Annotated in this window: 19 protein-coding genes; 8 read left to right on the top strand and 11 right to left on the bottom strand. The window is 62.3% G+C overall.

Going from position 1 to position 19,841, the window contains the following annotated elements; genetic code table 11:
* The 8 genes from tal to ACIOJF_RS03510 all read left to right on the top strand — a co-directional run bounded on the left by tal (position 1) and on the right by ACIOJF_RS03510 (position 9,228).
* Positions 1-1,104 carry a transaldolase gene (tal, locus tag ACIOJF_RS03545; RefSeq protein ID WP_105656655.1) on the top strand — a complete coding sequence of 368 codons (1,104 nt, stop codon included), beginning with the start codon at positions 1-3 and terminating at the stop codon, positions 1,102-1,104.
* Positions 1,105-2,679, top strand: coding sequence for a glucose-6-phosphate isomerase (locus tag ACIOJF_RS03540; protein ID WP_105656656.1), 1,575 nt, complete (start codon positions 1,105-1,107; stop codon positions 2,677-2,679).
* Between the two features lie 6 nt (positions 2,680-2,685).
* Positions 2,686-4,206, top strand: a complete 1,521-nt coding sequence (gene zwf, locus ACIOJF_RS03535) for a glucose-6-phosphate dehydrogenase (RefSeq protein ID WP_105656657.1) — start codon at positions 2,686-2,688, stop codon at positions 4,204-4,206.
* Positions 4,203-5,144 carry a glucose-6-phosphate dehydrogenase assembly protein OpcA gene (locus tag ACIOJF_RS03530; protein ID WP_402741204.1) on the top strand — a complete coding sequence of 314 codons (942 nt, stop codon included), beginning with the start codon at positions 4,203-4,205 and terminating at the stop codon, positions 5,142-5,144. The genes zwf and ACIOJF_RS03530 overlap by 4 nt, the downstream gene beginning before the upstream one ends.
* Complete coding sequence (pgl, locus tag ACIOJF_RS03525; protein WP_105656659.1) at positions 5,134-5,874, top strand: 6-phosphogluconolactonase; 741 nt, start codon at positions 5,134-5,136, stop codon at positions 5,872-5,874. Before ACIOJF_RS03530 ends, pgl begins: the two co-directional genes overlap by 11 nt.
* A 91-nt stretch (positions 5,875-5,965) precedes the next feature.
* Complete coding sequence (locus ACIOJF_RS03520; RefSeq protein WP_402741203.1) at positions 5,966-6,949, top strand: FAD-dependent oxidoreductase; 984 nt, start codon at positions 5,966-5,968, stop codon at positions 6,947-6,949.
* 229 nt (positions 6,950-7,178) lie between these two features.
* Positions 7,179-8,540, top strand: coding sequence for a TrkH family potassium uptake protein (locus ACIOJF_RS03515; protein ID WP_133834205.1), 1,362 nt, complete (start codon positions 7,179-7,181; stop codon positions 8,538-8,540).
* A complete protein-coding gene (locus ACIOJF_RS03510; protein ID WP_181148794.1) occupies positions 8,533-9,228 on the top strand; it encodes a TrkA family potassium uptake protein in 696 nt (231 codons plus the stop codon). The genes ACIOJF_RS03515 and ACIOJF_RS03510 overlap by 8 nt, the downstream gene beginning before the upstream one ends.
* 66 nt (positions 9,229-9,294) lie before the next feature.
* Here ACIOJF_RS03510 and secG read toward each other — a convergent pair whose 3' ends face one another.
* The 11 genes from secG to ACIOJF_RS03455 all read right to left on the bottom strand — a co-directional run bounded on the left by secG (position 9,295) and on the right by ACIOJF_RS03455 (position 19,780).
* A complete protein-coding gene (secG, locus tag ACIOJF_RS03505) occupies positions 9,295-9,546 on the bottom strand; it encodes a preprotein translocase subunit SecG (RefSeq protein WP_105656662.1) in 252 nt (83 codons plus the stop codon).
* Positions 9,547-9,568: 22 nt separating this feature from the next.
* A complete protein-coding gene (tpiA, locus tag ACIOJF_RS03500) occupies positions 9,569-10,384 on the bottom strand; it encodes a triose-phosphate isomerase (RefSeq protein WP_105656663.1) in 816 nt (271 codons plus the stop codon).
* 2 nt (positions 10,385-10,386) lie between these two features.
* The gene (locus ACIOJF_RS03495; RefSeq protein ID WP_133834207.1) at positions 10,387-11,616 is read right to left on the bottom strand and encodes a phosphoglycerate kinase; all 1,230 of its coding nucleotides are present in this window, start codon (positions 11,614-11,616) and stop codon (positions 10,387-10,389) included.
* Positions 11,617-11,632: 16 nt separating this feature from the next.
* Positions 11,633-12,640 carry a type I glyceraldehyde-3-phosphate dehydrogenase gene (gap, locus tag ACIOJF_RS03490; protein ID WP_402741202.1) on the bottom strand — a complete coding sequence of 336 codons (1,008 nt, stop codon included), beginning with the start codon at positions 12,638-12,640 and terminating at the stop codon, positions 11,633-11,635.
* A 184-nt stretch (positions 12,641-12,824) separates the two neighbouring features.
* Positions 12,825-13,454: a superoxide dismutase gene (locus ACIOJF_RS03485; RefSeq protein ID WP_402741201.1), complete on the bottom strand. Its 630-nt coding sequence runs from the start codon at positions 13,452-13,454 to the stop codon at positions 12,825-12,827.
* A gap of 60 nt (positions 13,455-13,514) precedes the next feature.
* Positions 13,515-14,495, bottom strand: coding sequence for a DNA-binding protein WhiA (whiA, locus tag ACIOJF_RS03480; RefSeq protein ID WP_105656667.1), 981 nt, complete (start codon positions 14,493-14,495; stop codon positions 13,515-13,517).
* Positions 14,496-14,522: 27 nt separating this feature from the next.
* A complete protein-coding gene (yvcK, locus tag ACIOJF_RS03475; RefSeq protein WP_105656668.1) occupies positions 14,523-15,548 on the bottom strand; it encodes a uridine diphosphate-N-acetylglucosamine-binding protein YvcK in 1,026 nt (341 codons plus the stop codon).
* A 5-nt stretch (positions 15,549-15,553) separates the two neighbouring features.
* Complete coding sequence (rapZ, locus tag ACIOJF_RS03470; protein ID WP_105656669.1) at positions 15,554-16,447, bottom strand: RNase adapter RapZ; 894 nt, start codon at positions 16,445-16,447, stop codon at positions 15,554-15,556.
* Between the two features lie 9 nt (positions 16,448-16,456).
* On the bottom strand, positions 16,457-18,400 hold the full coding sequence (gene uvrC, locus ACIOJF_RS03465; protein ID WP_332486786.1) for an excinuclease ABC subunit UvrC: 1,944 nt from the start codon (positions 18,398-18,400) through the stop codon (positions 16,457-16,459).
* 3 nt (positions 18,401-18,403) lie between these two features.
* Complete coding sequence (locus ACIOJF_RS03460; RefSeq protein WP_105656671.1) at positions 18,404-19,075, bottom strand: 1-acyl-sn-glycerol-3-phosphate acyltransferase; 672 nt, start codon at positions 19,073-19,075, stop codon at positions 18,404-18,406.
* Complete coding sequence (locus ACIOJF_RS03455; RefSeq protein WP_332498358.1) at positions 19,076-19,780, bottom strand: HAD hydrolase-like protein; 705 nt, start codon at positions 19,778-19,780, stop codon at positions 19,076-19,078.
* Between the last annotated feature and the right edge of the window lie 61 nt (positions 19,781-19,841).

Genomic DNA, 19,841 nt, shown 5'->3' with positions numbered 1-19,841 from the left:
ATGAGCAACCCGAATACCCAGGCCCTGTCCGATGCCGGCGTCTCCATCTGGCTGGACGACCTTTCGCGTGAACGGCTGACCAGCGGCTCGCTGGCCAAGCTGATCGAAGAGAAGAACGTGGTCGGCGTGACCACCAACCCGGCAATCTTCGCGGCATCGCTGTCCAAGGCAGAGGTGTACGGCGAGGCCATCGCCGAGCAGAAGCACCGCTCGGTGGAAGACGCGATCACCGAAATCACCAGCGACGACGTGGCAGCTGCCTGCGACCTGTTCAAGGGCGTCTACGAGTCCTCCCAGGGCTTCGACGGCCGCGTGTCCATCGAGGTCGATCCCCGCCTGGCTCACGAGACCGCACCAACCATCGCCCAGGCCAAGGCCCTGTACGAACGCGTGAACCGCGAGAACGTGCTGATCAAGATCCCGGCAACCGTCGAGGGCCTGGAAGCCATCACCGAAACCATTGCCGCCGGCATTTCGGTGAACGTCACACTGATCTTCTCGCTGGAACGCTACCGCGAGGTCATCAACGCCTACCTGCTGGGCCTGGAGAAGGCCCACGCTGCCGGCGTGGACCTGTCCAAGATCCACTCGGTCGCTTCCTTCTTCGTTTCCCGCGTGGATTCGGAAATCGACAAGCGCCTGGACGCCATCGGCACCGATGCCGCGGCCGCCGTGCGCGGCCAGGCCGGCGTGGCCAATGCCCGCCTGGCTTACCAGGTCTTCGAAGAGTCCTTCGCTTCGGCACGCTACGAGGTGCTGGCAGCTGCCGGCGCCAACGTCCAGCGTCCGCTGTGGGCTTCGACCGGCGTGAAGGATCCTGCCTACCCATCGACCCTGTACGTGACCGAACTGGTCGCGCCTCAGACCGTGAACACCATGCCGGAGAAGACCCTGGACGCCACCGCGGCTGAAGCCGAGGTGCGCGGCAACGCGATCGCCGGCGGCTACGATGCGGCCAACCGCGTGCTGGACAAGCTCGCTGCACTGGGCATCGACTACAACGAGGTCGTGGACCTGCTCGAGGTCGAAGGCGTTCAGAAGTTCGACGTCGCATGGAACGAGCTGCTTGAGGACATGGCTGTGGCATTGAAGGGAGCCAAGTAGATGGAGCTTGGTCTGGTAACCTCCGGCGAGGCCCTGGCCTCCGTCGATGCGTTGCTCCCGAAGCTGATCGAAGCGAAGATCGGCAGCCGCATCGCCGCCCAGGACCCGACCATTTGGGGTCCTGAGGCAGAAGCTGAATCGGCCATCCGCCTCGGTTGGGTCAACCCCTTCGAGGCAGCTGGCAAACTGATCCCGCAGATCCTGGATCTGCGCGATGAGCTGCAAGAAGAGGGCCTGACCCGCATCGTGCTGTGCGGCATGGGCGGCTCCTCGCTGGCTCCTGAGGTCATCACCGCCCATGACGAGGTGGAACTGGTCATCTGCGACACCACCGATCCGTCGATGGTCAAGCAGATCGTGGAAACCGACCTGCAGCGCACCGTCGTGGTGGTTGCTTCCAAGTCGGGTTCCACCGTGGAAACCGATTCGCAGCGCCGTGCGTTCACCGCAGCTTTCCAGGCTGCCGGCATCGATCCGGCGACCCGCTTGGTGCTGGTCACCGATCCGGGCTCGCCCATGGATAATCCTGATGGCGTGCGCGCGGTATTCACTGCGGATCCGAATGTCGGCGGGCGCTACTCGGCGCTGACCGCTTTCGGCCTGGTCCCTTCGGGCCTGGCCGGCGCGGACATCGAAGCCCTGGTTGAAGAATCCGGGCTGATCAACGATGTGCTGGCTCTGGACGACGAGGACAACCTCGCGCTGCACCTGGGTGCCGCCATGGCTACCGCGGGCCGCGACAAGCTGCTGATTGCCTGTGTGGGCGATGCCCTGCCGGGCTTCGGCGATTGGGCCGAGCAGCTGATCGCCGAGTCCACCGGCAAGGAAGGCAAGGGCGTGCTGCCTGTTGCCGCGCATGTGGATGCACCGGAGCTGGCGAACCCGGCTCAGGACGTGCTGCCGCTGTTCGTCTACGACGCGCTGCCTGAGGATTTCGACGAGGACGCCACCGCCGTGCACTTCAGTGCACCGCTGGGCACCGCCTTCATGATCTTCGAGTACGCCACCGCCGTGGCCGGCTACCTGCTGGGCATCAGCCCCTTCGACCAGCCTGATGTCGAGGCCGCGAAGATCGCCGCCCGTTCCATGCTCGATGCTCCGGCGCAGAGCGCTCCGGATGCAGTGGACGGACCAGTTGAGCTCTACGGCACCGGGGCCAAGACCTTGGAGGCGGCTGTGGAGCAGCTCGCCGCGCAGCTTCCGGCAGACGGCTACCTTGCCATCCAGGCATACCTGAACCGCAATGCGGACCAGGAGCTTGCCGCGCTGCGCGATCTGCTCGCCAAGAAGACCGGCCGTCCAGTCACCTTCGGCTGGGGTCCGCGCTTCTTGCACTCCACCGGCCAGTACCACAAGGGCGGCCCGGCACAGGGCGTGTTCTTGCAGGTCACCGCGGATCACAAGGAAGACCTTGGGATCCCGGAGCGTCCGTACTCCTTCGGCGGCCTGATCACCGCCCAGGCGATCGGCGATGGCGCAGTACTGGCTGACGCCGAACATAACCGCCCAGTGCTGCGCGTGAACCTCACGGACCGCGCCGCCGGAATCGCTGCCCTGCTAGAGGCAGCGAAGTAAGGCACTATGAGCAACCCACTACGCGACGCCCGCGACCGGCGGCTTAACCGCATTGCCGGTCCGGGCGCGCTGGTGTTCTTCGGAATCACCGGCGACCTTGCCCGCAAGAAACTCATGCCAGCGGTCTACGACCTGGCTAACCGCGGACTCCTTCCCCCGAATTTTGCGATTGTCGGCTTCGGCCGCCGCGACTGGACGGCACAGGACTTCGCCGACCAGGCCCGCGAATGGATCCTCGCCAGCGCCCGCACCCCCTTCAACGAAACCGTGTTCGCCCAGCTGGCCGCCGGCATGCGCTTCATCTCCGGCGCCTTCGACGATGATGGCGCCTACGAGAAGCTGGCCGCGACCCTGGACGAACTGGCCGAATCCCGGTCCACCGGGCGCAACCACGCCTTCTACCTCTCGATCCCGCCGAGCTGGTTCGAGGTTGTCTGCCAGAAGCTCTCCGAGCACAAGCTGGCCAAGGACAAGAACCCGGGCTGGGAACGCGTGGTCATCGAGAAGCCCTTCGGCCACGACCTGCAGAGCGCCCGCGAACTGAACGAGATCGTGGAGTCCGTGTTCCCGCCGGACGCGGTGTTCCGCATCGACCACTATCTGGGCAAGGAAACCGTGCAGAACCTGCTGGCTCTGCGTTTCGGCAACCAGATGTTCGAGCCGCTGTGGAACAACAAGTACGTGGACCACGTGCAGATCACCATGGCCGAGGACATCGGCATTGGCGGCCGCGCCAGCTACTACGACGGTGTGGGCGCGGCCCGCGACGTCATCCAGAACCACCTGCTCCAGCTGCTGGCGCTGACCGCCATGGAGGAACCCATTTCCTTCGACGCGGACCACCTGCGCAGCGAAAAGGAGAAGGTGCTCACCGCCGTCCAGCTGCCCGAGGACCTGGGCGCGGCCAGTGCCCGAGGCCAGTACACCTCTGGCTGGCAGGGCGCCGAGGAGGTCGTCGGCTTCCTCGACGAGGAGGGCTTCAACCCGAAGTCCAAAACCGAGACCTACGCGGCGGTGCGCCTGAACATCAATACCCGCCGCTGGTCCGGGGTGCCGTTCTACCTGCGTGCCGGCAAGCGCCTGGGCCGCCGCGTCACCGAAATCGCGGTGGTCTTCAAGAAGGCGCCGAACCTGCTGTTCACCGACCACAAGGACGACGAATTCGGCCAGAACGCGTTCGTGATCCGCGTGCAGCCCGACGAAGGCGCGACCATCCGCTTCTCCTCCAAGGTGCCCGGCACCCAGATGGAGATCCGCGATGTGACCATGGACTTCGGCTACGGCAACGCCTTCACCGAATCCTCGCCCGAGGCCTACGAGCGGCTGATCCTCGATGTGCTGCTCGGTGAGCCGCCGCTGTTCCCGCGCCATGAGGAAGTCGAGCAGTCCTGGCGCATCCTGGATCCTTTTGAGGAGTTCTGGGCCTCGCAGCCCACCCAGCCCGATCCCTACGCTCCGGGCTCCTGGGGACCCGAAAGCAGCGATGAGCTGATGGCCAAGGATGGAAGGACCTGGAGACGACCATGATGATCGATCTTCCCAACACCACCACCTCCAAGGTGGCCAAGAAGCTGATCTCCTCGCGCCGCACCCACGGCGTGGTAGCGCTCTCCCGCGTGATGACCCTGGTGGTCATAACCCGCGAGGGGTTCGCCGAGAACGCGATCGAGGCGGCCAACCTGGCCAGCCGCGAGCACCCCTGCCGGATCATCGTGGTGGTCCGCGGCAACAAGTCCGAGGCCAACCGGCTGGACGTGCAAATCCGCGTGGGCGGGGACGCCGGCGCCTCCGAGGTGATCGTGATGCGCACCTACGGCCCGGATGTCGTGGCCGACGAGGCGCTGATCTCCGCACTGCTGCTGCCCGATGCGCCGATCGTGGCCTGGTGGCCGCATGGCGTGCCGCAGGATCCGGCCGGCACCGCGCTGGGCAAGCTGGCGCACCGCCGCATCACCGATTCGGCGGAAACCGAAGACCCCACCGCCGCGCTGTTCAGCCGCATCGAGACCTACCAGGCCGGCGACACCGACCTCGCCTGGACGCGGCTGACCCTGTGGCGTGCCCAGCTGGCGAGCATCATCGACCTGATCGGCACCGAGGGGCTCTCGGGCATCACCGTGAAGGGCTCGGATAATTCCCCGTCCACCACCTTGCTGGCCGCCTGGCTGACCCTGTGCCTGGACGTCCCGGTGACCATCGCCGCGGACAAGTCCAATGGCGGGCTCTCCAGCGTCCGGCTGGCACGCGAAGCCGGCGACGTGGAGCTTTCGCGCCCTTCCGGCGCGGTAGCCCACCTTTACCTGCCCGGATCGGCCCCGCAACGCATCTCCCTGCCACGGCGTTCGGTGGCCGAATGCCTGGCCGAAGAGATGCGCCGCCTGGACGCCGATGACGTCTTCGGCGAGGTCATCGCCAAGGGCCTGAACCTGACCAACCTGAGGAGCATCAGATCCAGTGATCGCTAGGCAAATACTGATCCATGAGAACCCGGAAGCTACCGCCCACGCCATTGCGGCCCGGCTGATCACCGCGATCGCCGATGCACTGGCCGCCCGCGGAGTTGCCCACGTGGTGGTGACCGGCGGTTCGCTGGGCATCGCCGCCCTGGAAGCCGTCGCGGCCAACCCCGCCAAGGCCTCGGTCAACTGGTCGCAGGTGCACTTCTGGTGGGGCGACGAGCGCTTTGTCGCCACCGATTCAGCAGATCGCAACGTGCTGCAGGCCGCAGCCCTGTTCGACGCGCTGGATGAATTGGGCCTGGACCGCGCCACCGTGCACGCCATGGGCGCCAGCGACAAGTACGAGTCCGCCGAGCAGGCCGCCGCGGCCTACGCCGAGGAACTGGCCGGGGAAGCCGAAGACAGCGCCTTGAACCCCGCGTTCGATGTGCTGATGCTGGGCATGGGCCCGGACTCGCATGTCGCCTCGCTCTTCCCGAACCACACCCGGTCCGATGAGCCAGGAGTCATCGCGGTCCACGACTCCCCCAAGCCGCCTGCGCACCGCGTCACGCTCACCATGGGCACCATCAACACCGCCAAGGAGGTCTGGCTGATCGTGGCCGGTGCCGACAAGGCGCCGGCGCTGGCCAAGGCCCAGCACGAGGTCAACGAGACTGCTGTCCCGGCCTCCGCCGTGCACGGCACCCAAGCGACCCGCTGGATCATCGACCGCGCCGCGGCCACCTTGCTCTAGCCTGCACCGCATCGCCGGTGCCGCGATCCTGCACTCCAGGATCACGGCACCGGCCTTTGCTTTCCCCTCGCCACCTGCCCGAAAGGTTCCCATGCATTCCGCCCCGCTGCCCGATGCCGCGCAGCCATCCCGCAAGGTCACGGTGATCGGCGCCGGCGTCATCGGGCTCTCCACCGCCCATGAGCTGGCTGCCGCCGGCCACCAGGTCACCGTCATCGCCGACCAGCTGCCGCTGCAGACCGTCTCCGCGGTGGCCGCAGCCATCTGGTTCCCGTACCACTCGGAGAACTCCGCAGCCGCCGATCTGCTGCTCGCCCGTTCGCTGGCACGCTTCGAGGAGCTCTCCGGCATCAAGGAAACCGGCATCGACCTGCGCCGCGGCCTGAATCTGGAAGCGTCCCCGGAGGAAGACCGCTCTTGGGCACAGATCATCGCCAACGCCGCCGAAGCCCCAGCAGAAGACATCCCGCGCATTGCCGCCGCCGGCATGCGTGCCACCGTCCCGGTGATCACTATGCCTCTCTACCTCTCCTGGCTGCATGAACAAGCCTTGGCCAAGGGCGTCAAGTTCATCCAGCGCACCATCGAATCCATCGACGAGTTGCAGGAGGAGGCCGACGCCGTCGTATTGGCCGCGGGCCTGCGTGGCGGCGAACTCACCGGGGATGACGGCACTGTCTACCCCATCCGAGGCCAGGTGATTCGCCTGGCAAACACCGCAGGGTTGGTCCACTGGCTCTGCTATGACGAGCATCCCCAGGGCGTCACCTACATCATTCCGCGCCGCGATGACATCATTGTTGGCGGTACCGACGTGGCCAACGACTTCAACGCCGAGGTCGACCCGCAGACCGCCACCGACATGCTGCGCCGTGCCATCGGCCTGGTCCCCCAGCTGGCCGGCTGCGAGATCCTGGAGCACAAGGTGGGGCTGCGCCCGGCACGCGAGACGATCCGCTTGGAGCGCGTCGACGGGCACGCGGTGCCTGTCATTGCGGCCTACGGCCACGGCGGGGCTGGGGTCACCCTTTCTTGGGGTACCGCACAGCGGGTCGTGGAATTGCTCGGTACCTAGCAGTACCAGCGGCAAACCGGCAGCCACGCGTTTTCCGCGTGGCTGCCGGTCTGCTTTAACCGGCGGCGGGACTGTGGCAGAACGGACCAGGCGCTCCCGCAGGTCCGCTATCAACTACGGGCCAAGTGACGGGAATCACCATTGACACCCGCTTTTCCGAGCGTATTATTTCATTCGTACTACTCGTCCCACGGTTTCGCGAGACGTTATTTCGACCATTGCGATCTCCATGAATCTTCCCAATGCGCGGTCCGCCGCGCAGCACAGCGTGCTGGCCAAACCCGCACGCGCAGTAGCCGTCGCCTTTGCCGGCGCAATCCTCATTGGCGGATTGCTCCTGTCTTCACCGGCGGCCAACACGCAAGGCACCTTCACATCCTTGGTGGACGGGATCTTCACCGCGACGTCAGCGGTGTGCGTCACTGGCCTGACTGTCTTGGATACGGCAACCCACTACACCCTCTTCGGCAAGATCGTCATCCTGGTCCTGATCCAGGTCGGCGGCCTGGGCCTGATGCTCGTCGCATCGTTGCTGAGCATGCTGGTCATGGGCCGCATCGGCTACCTCACCCGGCTCTCCACGCAGCGCGAAAGCTCCGCCGTTTCGGGCGCCGACGTGCGCACCTCGGCATTGATGATCATCAAGCTGTCACTGGCCATCGAATCCGCAGTGGCCCTCGTCTTGGCCCTCCGCTTCTGGCTGGCCTACGACTACGAACCCGCCAGGGCGATCTGGCATGGCCTGTTCCATGCGGTCTCTTCCTTCAATAACGCGGGATTCGCCCTCTACTCGAATAACCTGATGGATTTCGTCGCGGACCCGTGGCTATGCATCCCCATCAGCATCGCCATCATCCTCGGCGGCTTGGGCTTCCCGGTTCTGGTCCAGCTCAGGCATCACTGGCGGAATTCGCTGAAGTGGACGATGAACACTCGCCTGGTCCTGCTCATGACCGCATTGCTGCTGCTTGGCGGCACCATCTTCATCACCGCCATGGAATGGTCCAATCCGAAGACGCTGGGCGAGCTTGAACCTGCCCAGCGGATCCTGGCTGGATTCTTCCAATCGGTGCAGACACGTACCGCTGGCTTCAATTCCATCGATATCGGCGCGATGCATCCAGCCTCCTGGCTGGGCATGGATGTGCTGATGTTCATCGGCGGAGGGCCTGCCGGCACCGCCGGCGGCATTAAGATCACCACGGCTGCGATCCTGCTGTTCATCATCATGACCGAACTTCGCGGCGAGACCGCCGTCAATGTCCTAGGCAAGCGCCTGTCCCGCTCGGTGCACCGGCAGGCCATCACGGTGGCGCTGATGGGCGTAGCGGCGGTATTCGTCGGCACCATGGGCCTGCTGCTGCTGACCGGCTATTCCCTGGACCGCTGCCTCTTTGAAGCCACCTCCGCATTCGGCACCGTCGGGCTGTCCACCGGCATTACCCCGGATTTGCCGGACCCTGCCAAGGGCATCCTCATTGCATTGATGTACCTGGGCCGCGTCGGGGTCCTCTCGCTGGGCTCCGCGCTGGCCCTGCGCGATCGAAAAGCGCTCTACGAACTCCCCAAGGAAAGGCCTTCAATTGGCTAAGCTACTGAATTTTCGAAATGACGCCAAGGGCCTGTCTAAGGCGGACTCCGTTGCAGTGATCGGGCTCGGGCGATTTGGCGAATCCCTGGCCCTGGAACTGATGAAGTCCGGTACCCATGTCCTGGGCATTGACGTGCACGAGAACATCGTCCAGTCCCTGAATGGGGAATTGACTCAGGTGGTTCGCGCCGACGCCTCAAGCCGGGAAATCCTTGAACAGCTCTCGATCCACGAGTTCGACCGCGTGGTGGTTGCCGTAGGCAGCCACCTGCAGTCATCCATCCTGTGCTGCTCGCTCTTGGTCAGCATGGGGATCCCGCAGATCTGGGCCAAGGCGCAGGACGATCGGCACGGTCTGATCCTGGAGCAGCTCGGAATCCACCACATCGTCTACCCGGAGAAGGATATGGGCAAGCGAGTCGCCCACCTGGTGCGCGGATCCATGATGGACTACCTGGAAGTCGATCCAGGCTATGCCATGGTGAAAATGAGCGCACCAGCCACATTGCACGGTGTGAAACTCAGTGATGCCGGGGTACGCAATAAATACCGGGTGACCATCGCTGCCACGACCAATGCGGCCGGCGAATGGAAGAACACGGACGGAAACACCGTCCTGCAGACCGGAGACAAGATCCTCGTGCTGGGATCGATTGCCGATACCGAGAAGTTCGGGCAACTGGCCTGAGACGCGCAATAGGCGCCTTCCACATGATGTGCAAGGCGCCTATTGACTGCTACGGAAGGGTACTGCCTAGGCTTCGATGCTGAATCGCAGGACCAGAGCGAGGCCGATAATCACGGCACCCCAGATCAGACCAAGAATAATGGTGATGCGGTTCAGGTTGCGCTCGGCTACACCCGAAGATCCCATTGAGCTGGTCATGCCGCCGCCGAACATGTCGGACATACCGCCACCACGGCCCTTGTGCAAAAGGATCAGCAGGGTCAGCAGGACGCTTGTAATGCCCAGCAATACCTGCAAAATGATCTTGATAATATCCAAGTCGACGGTTCCTTAGTTAGATTCAGTCGGTGACGAGATGATGCTCGAACCTGACAATATTAGCAAATTCCTCGGCATCCAGGCTGGCACCGCCAACCAACACGCCATCAACATCGCGTTCGCGCATGATCGATGCGGCATTTGCTGCCTTAACACTACCGCCATAGAGCAGTTGAGTCTTCTCGGCAATCTCTGCACCGAAGCGTTCAGCCAGCGCACCGCGAATTGCGGCGCACATTTCCTGCGCGTCAGCTGGTCCGGCAACTTCGCCCGTACCGATGGCCCAGACTGGTTCGTAGGCGATGACCAGGCTTGCGGCCTGCTCAGCGGTTACGCCTTCCAGCGACTGAGCCAACTGGTCCAGGGTGAATGCCACATGCTCGCCGGCCTTGCGTACTTCCAGGCCTTCGCCGACGCAGAGCATCGGGGTCAGGTCGTGGCGGTAGGCAGCAGCCAGCTTGGCGGCAATCACCTGGTTGGTTTCATTGTGGTACTCGCGACGCTCGGAGTGGCCTACCAAAACGTAGGTGCAGCCGAGCTTCTTGAGGAACTGGCCCGAAATTTCACCAGTGTACGCACCTGAGTCCTGTGCGGACAGATCCTGGGCACCGTAAACGATATCCAGTTTGTCGCCCAGGGTCAGTGTCTGCACGCCGCGGATGTCGGTGAAGGGAGGGAACACTGCGACCTCGGCACGATCGTAATCGTGCTCATGGTCCTTCAGGGTCCACGCCAGCTTCTGCACCAGGGTGATGCCCTGGACGTGGTCCATGTTCATCTTCCAGTTGCCGGCAATCAGCGGCTGGCGCACAAAGGCGCCGTTCTGCGAAATGGTCATTATTAGCCTTCCAATGCGGCAACACCCGGCAGGGTCTTGCCTTCGAGGTACTCCAGCGAAGCGCCGCCACCGGTGGAGATATGGCCGAAGTCATCCTCCGAGAAGCCCAGTGCGCGCACGGCTGCAGCGGAATCGCCGCCGCCTACGACGCTGAACGCTTCCGAGTCCGCCAGAGCCTGCGCGACGGTACGGGTACCTTCGGCGAAAGCAGGGATCTCGAAGACGCCCATCGGGCCATTCCAGAACACGGTATTTGCGCTGGTGATGTAGCTTGCGAACAGTTCAGCGGACTTTGGTCCGATGTCCAGGCCAAGGCCGTTGGAGCCGAAGCTGGCTTCTTCGATCATGTCTGCGGCCAGCACCTCGTGCTCTGCGTCGGCACCGAACTTGCTTGCCACTACGACGTCGCTAGGCACGATGATGTCGCAGCCGAGCTTCTCGGCCCGCTGCAGGTATTCCTGGCAGGTCGCGATCTGGTCTTCTTCAAGCAGCGAGCTGCCAATGGCGAAGCCCTGCGCCTTGAGGAAAGTGAAGGCCATGCCGCCACCGATCAGCAGCTGATCGGCCTTGCCCAGTAGGTTGTCGATGACAGCGAGCTTGTCCGATACCTTGGACCCTCCGAGCACCACAACGTATGGGCGCTTCGGGGCCTCGGTCAGGGTCTTGAGGACCTTGACCTCGGTAGCAACCAGGTCGCCCTGGTAGCTAGGGAGCAGACTGGCGATGTCGTAGACCGAAGCGTGCTTCCGGTGCACAGCACCGAAAGCGTCGTTCACGTAAGCGCCGTTCTGACCGGTCAGCGCAGCCAATTCCTTGGCGAACTCTTCGCGCTGCGCATCATCCTTGGAGGTTTCGCGAGCATCGAAGCGGACGTTCTCCAGAACCAGCACGGAGCCCTCTTCGAGGTTTGCCGCCAACTGGCGAGCGGAGTCGCCCACCACGTCTTCGGCAACAGCTACGTCGAAGTCAGCCAGTTCGTCCAGGCGGTTAGCCGCAGGAGCGATGGAGTACTTGGCATCGACCTGGCCCTTGGGGCGTCCCAAGTGGGCCATTACGATGACCTTTGCGCCAGCTTCAGCCAGCTTGCCGATGACTGGCAGCGACGCGCGGACGCGGCCATCATCGGTCACAGTTGCACCGTCGAGCGGTACGTTCAGGTCACTGCGGACCAGAACGTACCGTCCGCGGACGCCGTTGTCAGCGATCAATTCGTCAATGGTGTGAGAAGACATGTCTCTAGGTTATCGACTAGAGGCTGGATCCCACGAATTCAACGAGGTCAACAAGTCGCGAGGAGTAGCCCCACTCGTTGTCGTACCACGCGACGACCTTCACGCTGTTGCCCATCACGGTGGTCAGACCGGAGTCGAAAACTGCCGAGTGGGGGTTGGTCACGATGTCCGAAGAAACCAGTGGATCGGTGGAGTACTCAAGGTATCCGCTCAATGCACCCTCGGCAGCTGCCTTCTCGAATGCTGCGTTGATTTCTTCCACGGTTGCGGTGCGGGCCAGGTTCACGGTCAGGTCGGTGGCCGAACCGGTTGGAACGGGTACGCGCATAGCGTAACCGTGCAGCTTGCCCTTCAGCTCTGGGAGCACCACGCCGATGGCCTTGGCGGCACCGGTGGAGGTCGGGATGACGTTCAGTGCTGCGGCACGGGCACGGCGTGGGTCGCTGTGCGGCGCGTCCTGCAGGCGCTGGTCTGCGGTGTAAGCGTGGATGGTGGTCATCAGGCCATCAACAATGCCGAATTCTTCGTTCAGCACCTTGGCTACTGGAGCCAGGCAGTTGGTGGTGCATGACGCGTTCGAAATGATGGCGTGGTTTGCAGGATCGTACTTGTCCTGGTTGACGCCCATCACGATGGTGATGTCTTCATTCTTGGCAGGAGCCGAGATGATGACCTTCTTTGCGCCAGCAGCTACGTGCTGCTTGGCGTCTTCTGCGTTGGTGAAGAATCCGGTCGATTCAATGACGACATCGACGTTCAATTCGCCCCATGGAAGGTTGGCTGGCTCGCGCTCAGACAGAACCTTGATACGGCGTTCTCCGACGACGATGGTATCGCCGTCCACGGATACGGGCTCGCCCACTGGGCCGAGCACGGAATCGAACTTCACCAGGTGAGCAAGCGAATCGATTGAACCAAGGTCATTGACGGCGACGATTTCAATGTCTGCCTTATGGGCCAGAACTGCACGCAGGAAGTTGCGTCCGATACGACCGAAACCATTGATTCCAACACGGGTTGTCACGTGACTATCTCCTCTAAATGGGATGATGATGCCACGACCGCACGCGAGCGGAGGTGGCCTTCTTTAAGAGGACACTCCGTTGTGCCGTGCTTGCGGATCCCAACGAATTGCCGGGATCCGCAACACACTTGAAACATACTACGCTACATTAGCGCAGAATGTGAGCTAACTTACCAGATAAGTCTTACTTACCTGGAAGGATCAGCGCTGCTGCGCCGTTGCGGGCAGCTTCGAAACGATCCTGGACATCTGCCCAGTTCACGATGTTCCAGAATGCCTTGACGTAGTCAGCCTTGACGTTGACGTAGTCCAGGTAGAAGGCGTGCTCCCACATGTCCAGCATCAGCAGCGGGGTGGTTGCCACTGGGATGTTGCCCTGCTGGTCGTACAGCTGCTCGATGACCAGCTGGCCGCCCAGTGCGTCGTAAGCCAGCACTGCCCAGCCCGAGCCCTGCAGGCTCATGGCCGAAGCGGTGAAGTGGCCACGGAAAGCGTCGAACGAACCGAAGAAGTCGTCGATGGCCGCTGCCAGCTCGCCCTCAGGCTTGTCGCCACCCTCTGGGGACAGGTTGTTCCAGAAGATCGAGTGGTTGGTGTGGCCACCCAGGTGGAACGCCAGGTCCTTGGACAGCTTAGGGATATTGCCGAATTCGCCCTTTTCGCGAGCTTCAGCCAACTGCTCCAGTGCCGAGTTTGCGCCAGCAACGTAAGTTGCATGGTGCTTGGAGTGGTGCAGTTCCATGATGCGAGCCGAGATGTTCGGCTCCAGTGCGGCGTAGTCGTACTGCAGTTCTGGCAGTGAATAAACAGCCATGATTCTCCTCAATCTTCTCAATTGGTTGAATCTCCGCGGGAGGGCTCCCGCGGGGACATTTTAATGTTCCAGTTCATCTCCTGGAACGCTGGACTCCGTACCTGGTATTCCCAGATCGCTCGCCTTTTTATCCGCCATAGCCAAAAGGCGGCGGATTCGGCCAGCGATGGCGTCCTTGGTCATTGGCGGTTCGGCCATGCGGCCGAGCTCATCCAAGGAGGCTTGCTTGTGCTCAAGGCGCAGCAGTCCCGCATAGCGCAAGTGCTCGGGAACCTCGTCGCCCAAGATGCCCAGTGCACGCTCAACGCGGGCACCGGCAGCTACCGCTGCCTGGGCACTGCGCCGCAGGTTGGCGTCGTCGAAGTTCGCCAAGCGGTTCGCCGTCGCGCGCACTTCCTTGCGCATGCGCCGTTCTTCCCAGACCATGAGCGCATCGTGAGCGCCCATGCGGGTCAGCAGTTGGGCGATGGCATCGCCATCACGGATCACAACGCGGTCCACACCGCGCACTTCACGCGCCTTGACCGTCAGTCCCAGGCGGCGAGCTGCACCGACCAGCGCCAAAGCGGCTTCTGGCCCAGGGCAGGTGATTTCCAAAGCGGAGCTGCGTCCGGGTTCGGTCAACGATCCGTGGGACAGGAATGCGCCGCGCCATACAGCTTCAGCGTCGGCGGTGGAACCGTTGACGATCACCGAGGGCAGGCCGCGTACCGGCCGGCCGCGCTGGTCAAGCAGGCCAGTTTGGCGTGCAAGCACTTCGCCGTCCTTGGAAACACGCACAATGTAGCGGCTCCCCTTGCGGATGCCCGATCCGGAAACCATGACGATTTCGGCATCGTGGCCGTACAGCTCGCCGATAGCAATCTTCAACCGCCGGGCCGTCGCCGCGAGGTCCACTTCTGCTTCGATGACAATTCGTCCGGAGACGATGTGCAGCCCGCCGCTGAAGCGGAGCATGGTCGAAACCTCGGCCTTGCGGACCGATGGCTTGCGAATCTCTACCCGCGACAGCTCGTCTTTGACGGAAGCCGTCAATGCCATGAATCAAACTCCCTTACTTGGATCTTCCTAAGACCCGATCGCGGTAAACACCTCGTGATAGGCCGCCGCTAGTCGCAACGGGTCGTGCACAGCACGACCGTCAGATACTCCTACTGTACTAAAAAAGACACGCGCACCGAGTTTTTGCGCTGCCAGCTCAAATCGATCCCTGTTAAGAATCTTTGATTCGTCGGCAATAATTGCATCGAATTTGACCTCGGGTGCGTAACGTCCCAGCACCTCCAAGTGCGCCGCGGCGTCCATCCCGGAAGTCTCTGCCGTATCAAAGGCCAGGTTCATGGTCAGCAGCTTCTTGGCCGTGGTCGATGCCAGGGCCTGGCGCATATCCGGCAGCAGCAGATGCGGGAGCACCGAGGTGTACCAGGAACCGGGACCGAGAATCACCCAGTCCGCCAGATCGATGGATTCCAGCGCTTCGGAGCAGGCCGGCGCATCGGACGGTTCCAGGTACACGTGGGTAACCAGGCCGCCGGAACCGGCGCGAGCCAGCTTGGCCTGCCCATCGATTCGGCGACGCACCAAGGTGTCGTTCACCGGGTCGGATTCAAGAACCTCGCCATGGATGGACAGCGGAACCGTGCTCATTGGCAGGACCTGCCCGCGCGCGCCAAGCAGGGCACCTGCCCAACGCAGGCCAGCTACCGGGTTATCGAGCAACTCCCACAGCGCCAGGATCAGCAAATTGCCAACGGCATGGCCGTTCAATGGCTCGTCGGCGTTTTCGGTCGATTCAAAGCGGTACTGCATGACATCGCGCCAGGTACGGCCCCAGTCATTGTCGTCGCACAGCGCAGCCAGCGCCATGCGCAAGTCTCCCGGGGGCAGCACATCGAAGGATCCCCGAAGCCGCCCGGAACTGCCGCCGTCATCGGCCACCGTTACTACGGCGGTGAGGTCGGTAGTCAGACGGCGCAGGGCAGAGAGCGACGAGGACAGCCCGTGTCCCCCGCCCAAGGCCACCACCGATGGGTTGCGGTAATCATCACTTCGAGTCAGTCCCTGGATCGGGATCGGACCTGTAGCAAAGGCCATGGCGGCTACTCACGCCCCAGATCACGGTGGCTGATATTCACCCTGACGTTCGGGAACTGCGCCAGGCGCCGGCCCAGCTCAATGGTGGTTGCTACCGAGCGGTGCTTGCCGCCGGTGCAGCCCACGGCAATAGTCGCGTAGTGCTTATTCTCGCGGCGGTAACCTTCAAAGACCGGTTCCAATGCCTTGAGGTAGTTCTCGATGAACTCGCTCGTGCCTTCCTGGCTCAGCACATAGTCCGACACTTCCTTGTCCTTGCCTGTCTGCGGGCGCAGTTCAGGTACCCAATGGGGGTTGGGGATGAAACGGACATCTGCCACGTAGTTGGCATCAGCGGGCAGGCCGTACTTGAACCCGAAGCTCATCACGTTGATGCGCAGGATGATCGGCCCGGATTCGCTGAACAGTTCGTTGACTGCACGTGCCAGGTCGTGCACCGACATGGTCGTGGAATCCAAGATGATTTCGGCAGCTTCACGCAATTGATCGGTGATCCCGCGTTCGCGCTTGATGCCGTCGACAATGCGGCCGTCATCCTGCAGCGGATGCGGCCGGCGACCCTGCTCGAAGCGGCGGATCAGCACCTCGTCGCTGGCGTCGAGGTAGACCAGGCGGAACTTCACCCCGCTGGCTGTCAGGTTCGCCAAGGCATCGCGGATTTCCGGGAACATTTCCTTGGAGCGCACGTCCATCACGACAGCCATCTTCGGGATGGAGCCCTGCGAACGGCTCATCATCTCCGTCAAGGGTCCAAGCATGGCCGGTGGAAGGTTCTCCACTACGTACCAGCCCTGGTCTTCCAGAGCATGCGCGACTGTGGTGCGACCGGCACCTGACATGCCGGTTACGATCACGAGTTCGGACTCAGGGGGTTTTACTGCTTCATACTCAGCGGTCATATCACAAGGCTAGTCGACAATTTCGCCTGTAGTCATATTCACACCGGTTAATGAAGCGTCTTCTAGGGACTCTTTGATGGAAGTCGCAAGTTTTTCACCGACTCCTGGCACGTCCATCAGCTCCTCGATGCTCGCCGCACGGATCTTTTTCATCGACCCGAAGTGCTTGCGCAGGGCAGCCTGCTTGGACTTGCCCAGCCCCGGGATCGCGTCCAAATCCGAGGCGATCATGGATTTAGCACGCTTGGCGCGGTGGAAGTTGATCGCAAAACGGTGCGCCTCGTCGCGAAGCCGCTGCACCAAATACAGGGCAGCTGAGGCACGCGGCAGGATCACCGGGAACGGATCGTCGGGCAGCCACAGTTCTTCCAAGCGCTTAGCCAGGCCGACCACTGGAATGTCATCGATTCCCAGGTCGTCCATGGCCTTCTGCGCCGCGGCCACCTGGGGCGGTCCGCCGTCAACGATTACCAGAGATGGCGGGTAGGAGAATCGCTTCTTTTCCTGCTCACCGGTTTCTTCATTCATTTCCCCGGTTGCAAAGCTCTTGGGGTCGATCTTCTCCTTCAGATAGCGGCTGAAACGACGGTAGATCACGTCGTACATGCTGGCGGTATCATCGCGTGCTGCATCACCGGTGATGGAGAACTTTCGATATTCGCTCTTCTTGGGCAATCCATCTTCAAAGACCACCATGGAAGCAACCACGTTGGTGCCTTGGGTATGCGACGCGTCATAGCATTCGATGCGAAGCAGTGCTTGTTCGGCTCCCAGTGCATCCTGCAGTTCCTGCATCGCCAGCGAACGCGTGGTGATATCACCTGCTCGCTTCGATTTGTGCAGGCGCAGCGCTTGTTCGGCGTTCTCCACGACGGTGGATGCCAGTGCCGCCTTGTCGCCGCGTTGGGCGACGCGCAAGGACACTTTGGAACCGCGCAGCTCAGTGAGCCAGGTCGTGACATCCTCAATGTCTTCGGGCAGAGTCGGAACCAGGATTTCCTTGGGAATCCGGTCCGCGTGATCTGCGTAGACCTGGGTGAGAAGCTGCTCGACGAATTCAGCGCCGGTGGTATCCGCAACCTTTTCGACGACCCAGCCTCGTTGCGAACGGATACGGCCGTCGCGGACATGGAATACCTGCACGGCGGCTTCCAATTCATCGCCATGAATGCCGAAGATATCAGCTTCGGTACGGTCATCAAGGACCACGGCGTTGCGTTCAAAAACTCTGTTCAGTGCGGCAATGTCATCGCGATAGCGGGCGGCCTTCTCGTATTCGAGTTCTGCCACCGCCTCTTGCATCTTGGCTGTCAGGGCCTTGGTGAACTTAGTAGCCTCACCGCTCATGAAGGTGCATAGGTCATCAGCCAGTTGACGGTGGTCTTCTTCGCTGATGCGCCCCACGCAGGGCGCCGAGCATTTGTCTATGTACCCCAAGAGGCAAGGGCGACCCGATGCTTCGGCACGCTTGAACACGCCCGGCGCACAGCTGCGCACAGGAAAGACCCGCAACAGCGTATCGAGGGTTTCCCGGATGGCCTTGGCCGGATAGAACGGCCCGAAATACTTCACGCCCTTGCGCTTGTCCCCGCGCATGACCAGGGCGCGCGGGTACTTTTCGTTCAAGGTGACAGCAAGGTACGGGTAGGTCTTGTCATCACGGAAAACAATATTGAACCGGGGATTGTATTCCTTGATCCAGGAGTACTCCAGCTGCAACGCTTCCAATTCGGAACCCACCACGGTCCACTCCACGCTGCCGGCGGTGAATACCATGGCCCGGGTTTTGGGCGTGAGCCGGTCAGGATTGGCGAAGTAGGAGGTCAAGCGGTTGCGCAGGACCTTGGCCTTGCCAACGTAGATGACACGGCCGTGTTCATCGCGGAAACGGTACACGCCCGGTTTCGTGGGAATGTCCGAAGTTCTCGGACGGTAACTTGCCGGATCAGCCATGGTCTATTTCGCGTCCGGTGGCAGCTGGTTGTAGGAATCGACCCGTTCCTGGCCGGAAAGCTCGGCAATCGCATCAACGATCCGGTCCGTGGCCTGGCGGCGCTGCGGCAACGGGTGCTTGCGTCCCAACTGGTCGAAGTACAGCGGCTCGCCATAGTGGATATGGAATTTGGCAGGACGGAAACCCTTTGAACCAGCAGGCTGCAGCTTCTCCGTGCCGATCAAGCCCACCGGCACCACTGGTACACCGGTGGTCAGCGCCAGCCAGCCCACGCCGGTGCGTCCGCGGTACAACTTGCCATCGCGCGAGCGAGTGCCCTCGGGGTAGATGCCGATGCCCTTGCCGCCTTCGACGATTTCCACCAGGGAATCGAGGGCGGCAACCGAAGCTGCCTGTTCGCCACGCTGCACCGGAATGGATCCCACGGATTCGAAGAAGGTCTTCATCACCTTGCCCTTCAGTCCCGGGGTGGTGAAGTATTCCGCCTTGGCGAAGAACGCCACGTCGCGCGGGGTCAGCGCCTGAATGATCAAGGAGTCGAAGAATGACAGGTGGTTGGAGGCGACAATGAAGCCGCCTTCCTTGGGAACGTTCTCAAGCCCGGTCACTTCCGCACGGCATACACCGTGGATGACGCCCCGAATCGACGAACGGGTCATGGTGTAGATGCTCATCTACTTTGCACCTTCCTGCATGAGGTCATCGTCGAGGTTCAGCGTGTTTGCCAGCTGTGCTCCGAGCAGGAGCTCAGCAAGGTCCCGGGTTGTCGCCACAGTTGCGCCTGCCTGCTGCAGTTCATCGTCCTGGGCAAAGCCCCACGCGACGCCGACCGAAGCCACCGAATTCTCGCGGGCGGCATCCCAATCGTAGTAGCGGTCCCCCACAACTACGCTGCTCGCCGGGTCCAGCTGCCCGTGCTCCAAAGCCTCAGCGACAATGTGCGTCTTGCTCGAACCCATGCTCCCGTGCTCATCCGCGTTGCCGTGAATCGCATCGAGATGCTCATCCAGCCCCTTGCGTGCAATGAGCTGGCGCGCAATGTTGATGGGCTTGGCCGTGGTCACTGCGACGTAGATCCCGGCCGCGCGCAACGCGTCCAGGAGCGCCACAATGCCCGGGTAGATCACGGATTCTGCCATGCCCACCTCGGCATAGCGGGCGCGGTAGGCCGCGATGATGGAGTCGATGTTCTCGTCGGTGACGCCGTCAAGCGTACGCAGCCCGATTTGGAGGGGCGGGCCTACCAGCGCTTCAACTCGTGCTTCGCCCGGATCGGCCAAACCATGGGAGGTGACCGCGTGGCGGATACCCGAAGTTATGGCACCGGCAGGGTCCACGAGGGTCCCATCCAGATCGAAGAGCACACTTGTTACCGACATATTCACCTAGCCATCTTCCCATGAAGCGGACGCGGGTTAGCAATCCATAACTGAAATCGCA

The sequence above is a fragment of the Glutamicibacter sp. NPDC087831 genome (genome assembly GCF_044742845.1).
Lineage (GTDB): Bacteria > Actinomycetota > Actinomycetes > Actinomycetales > Micrococcaceae > Glutamicibacter.
This window is presented reverse-complemented; position numbering and strand designations above follow the sequence as displayed.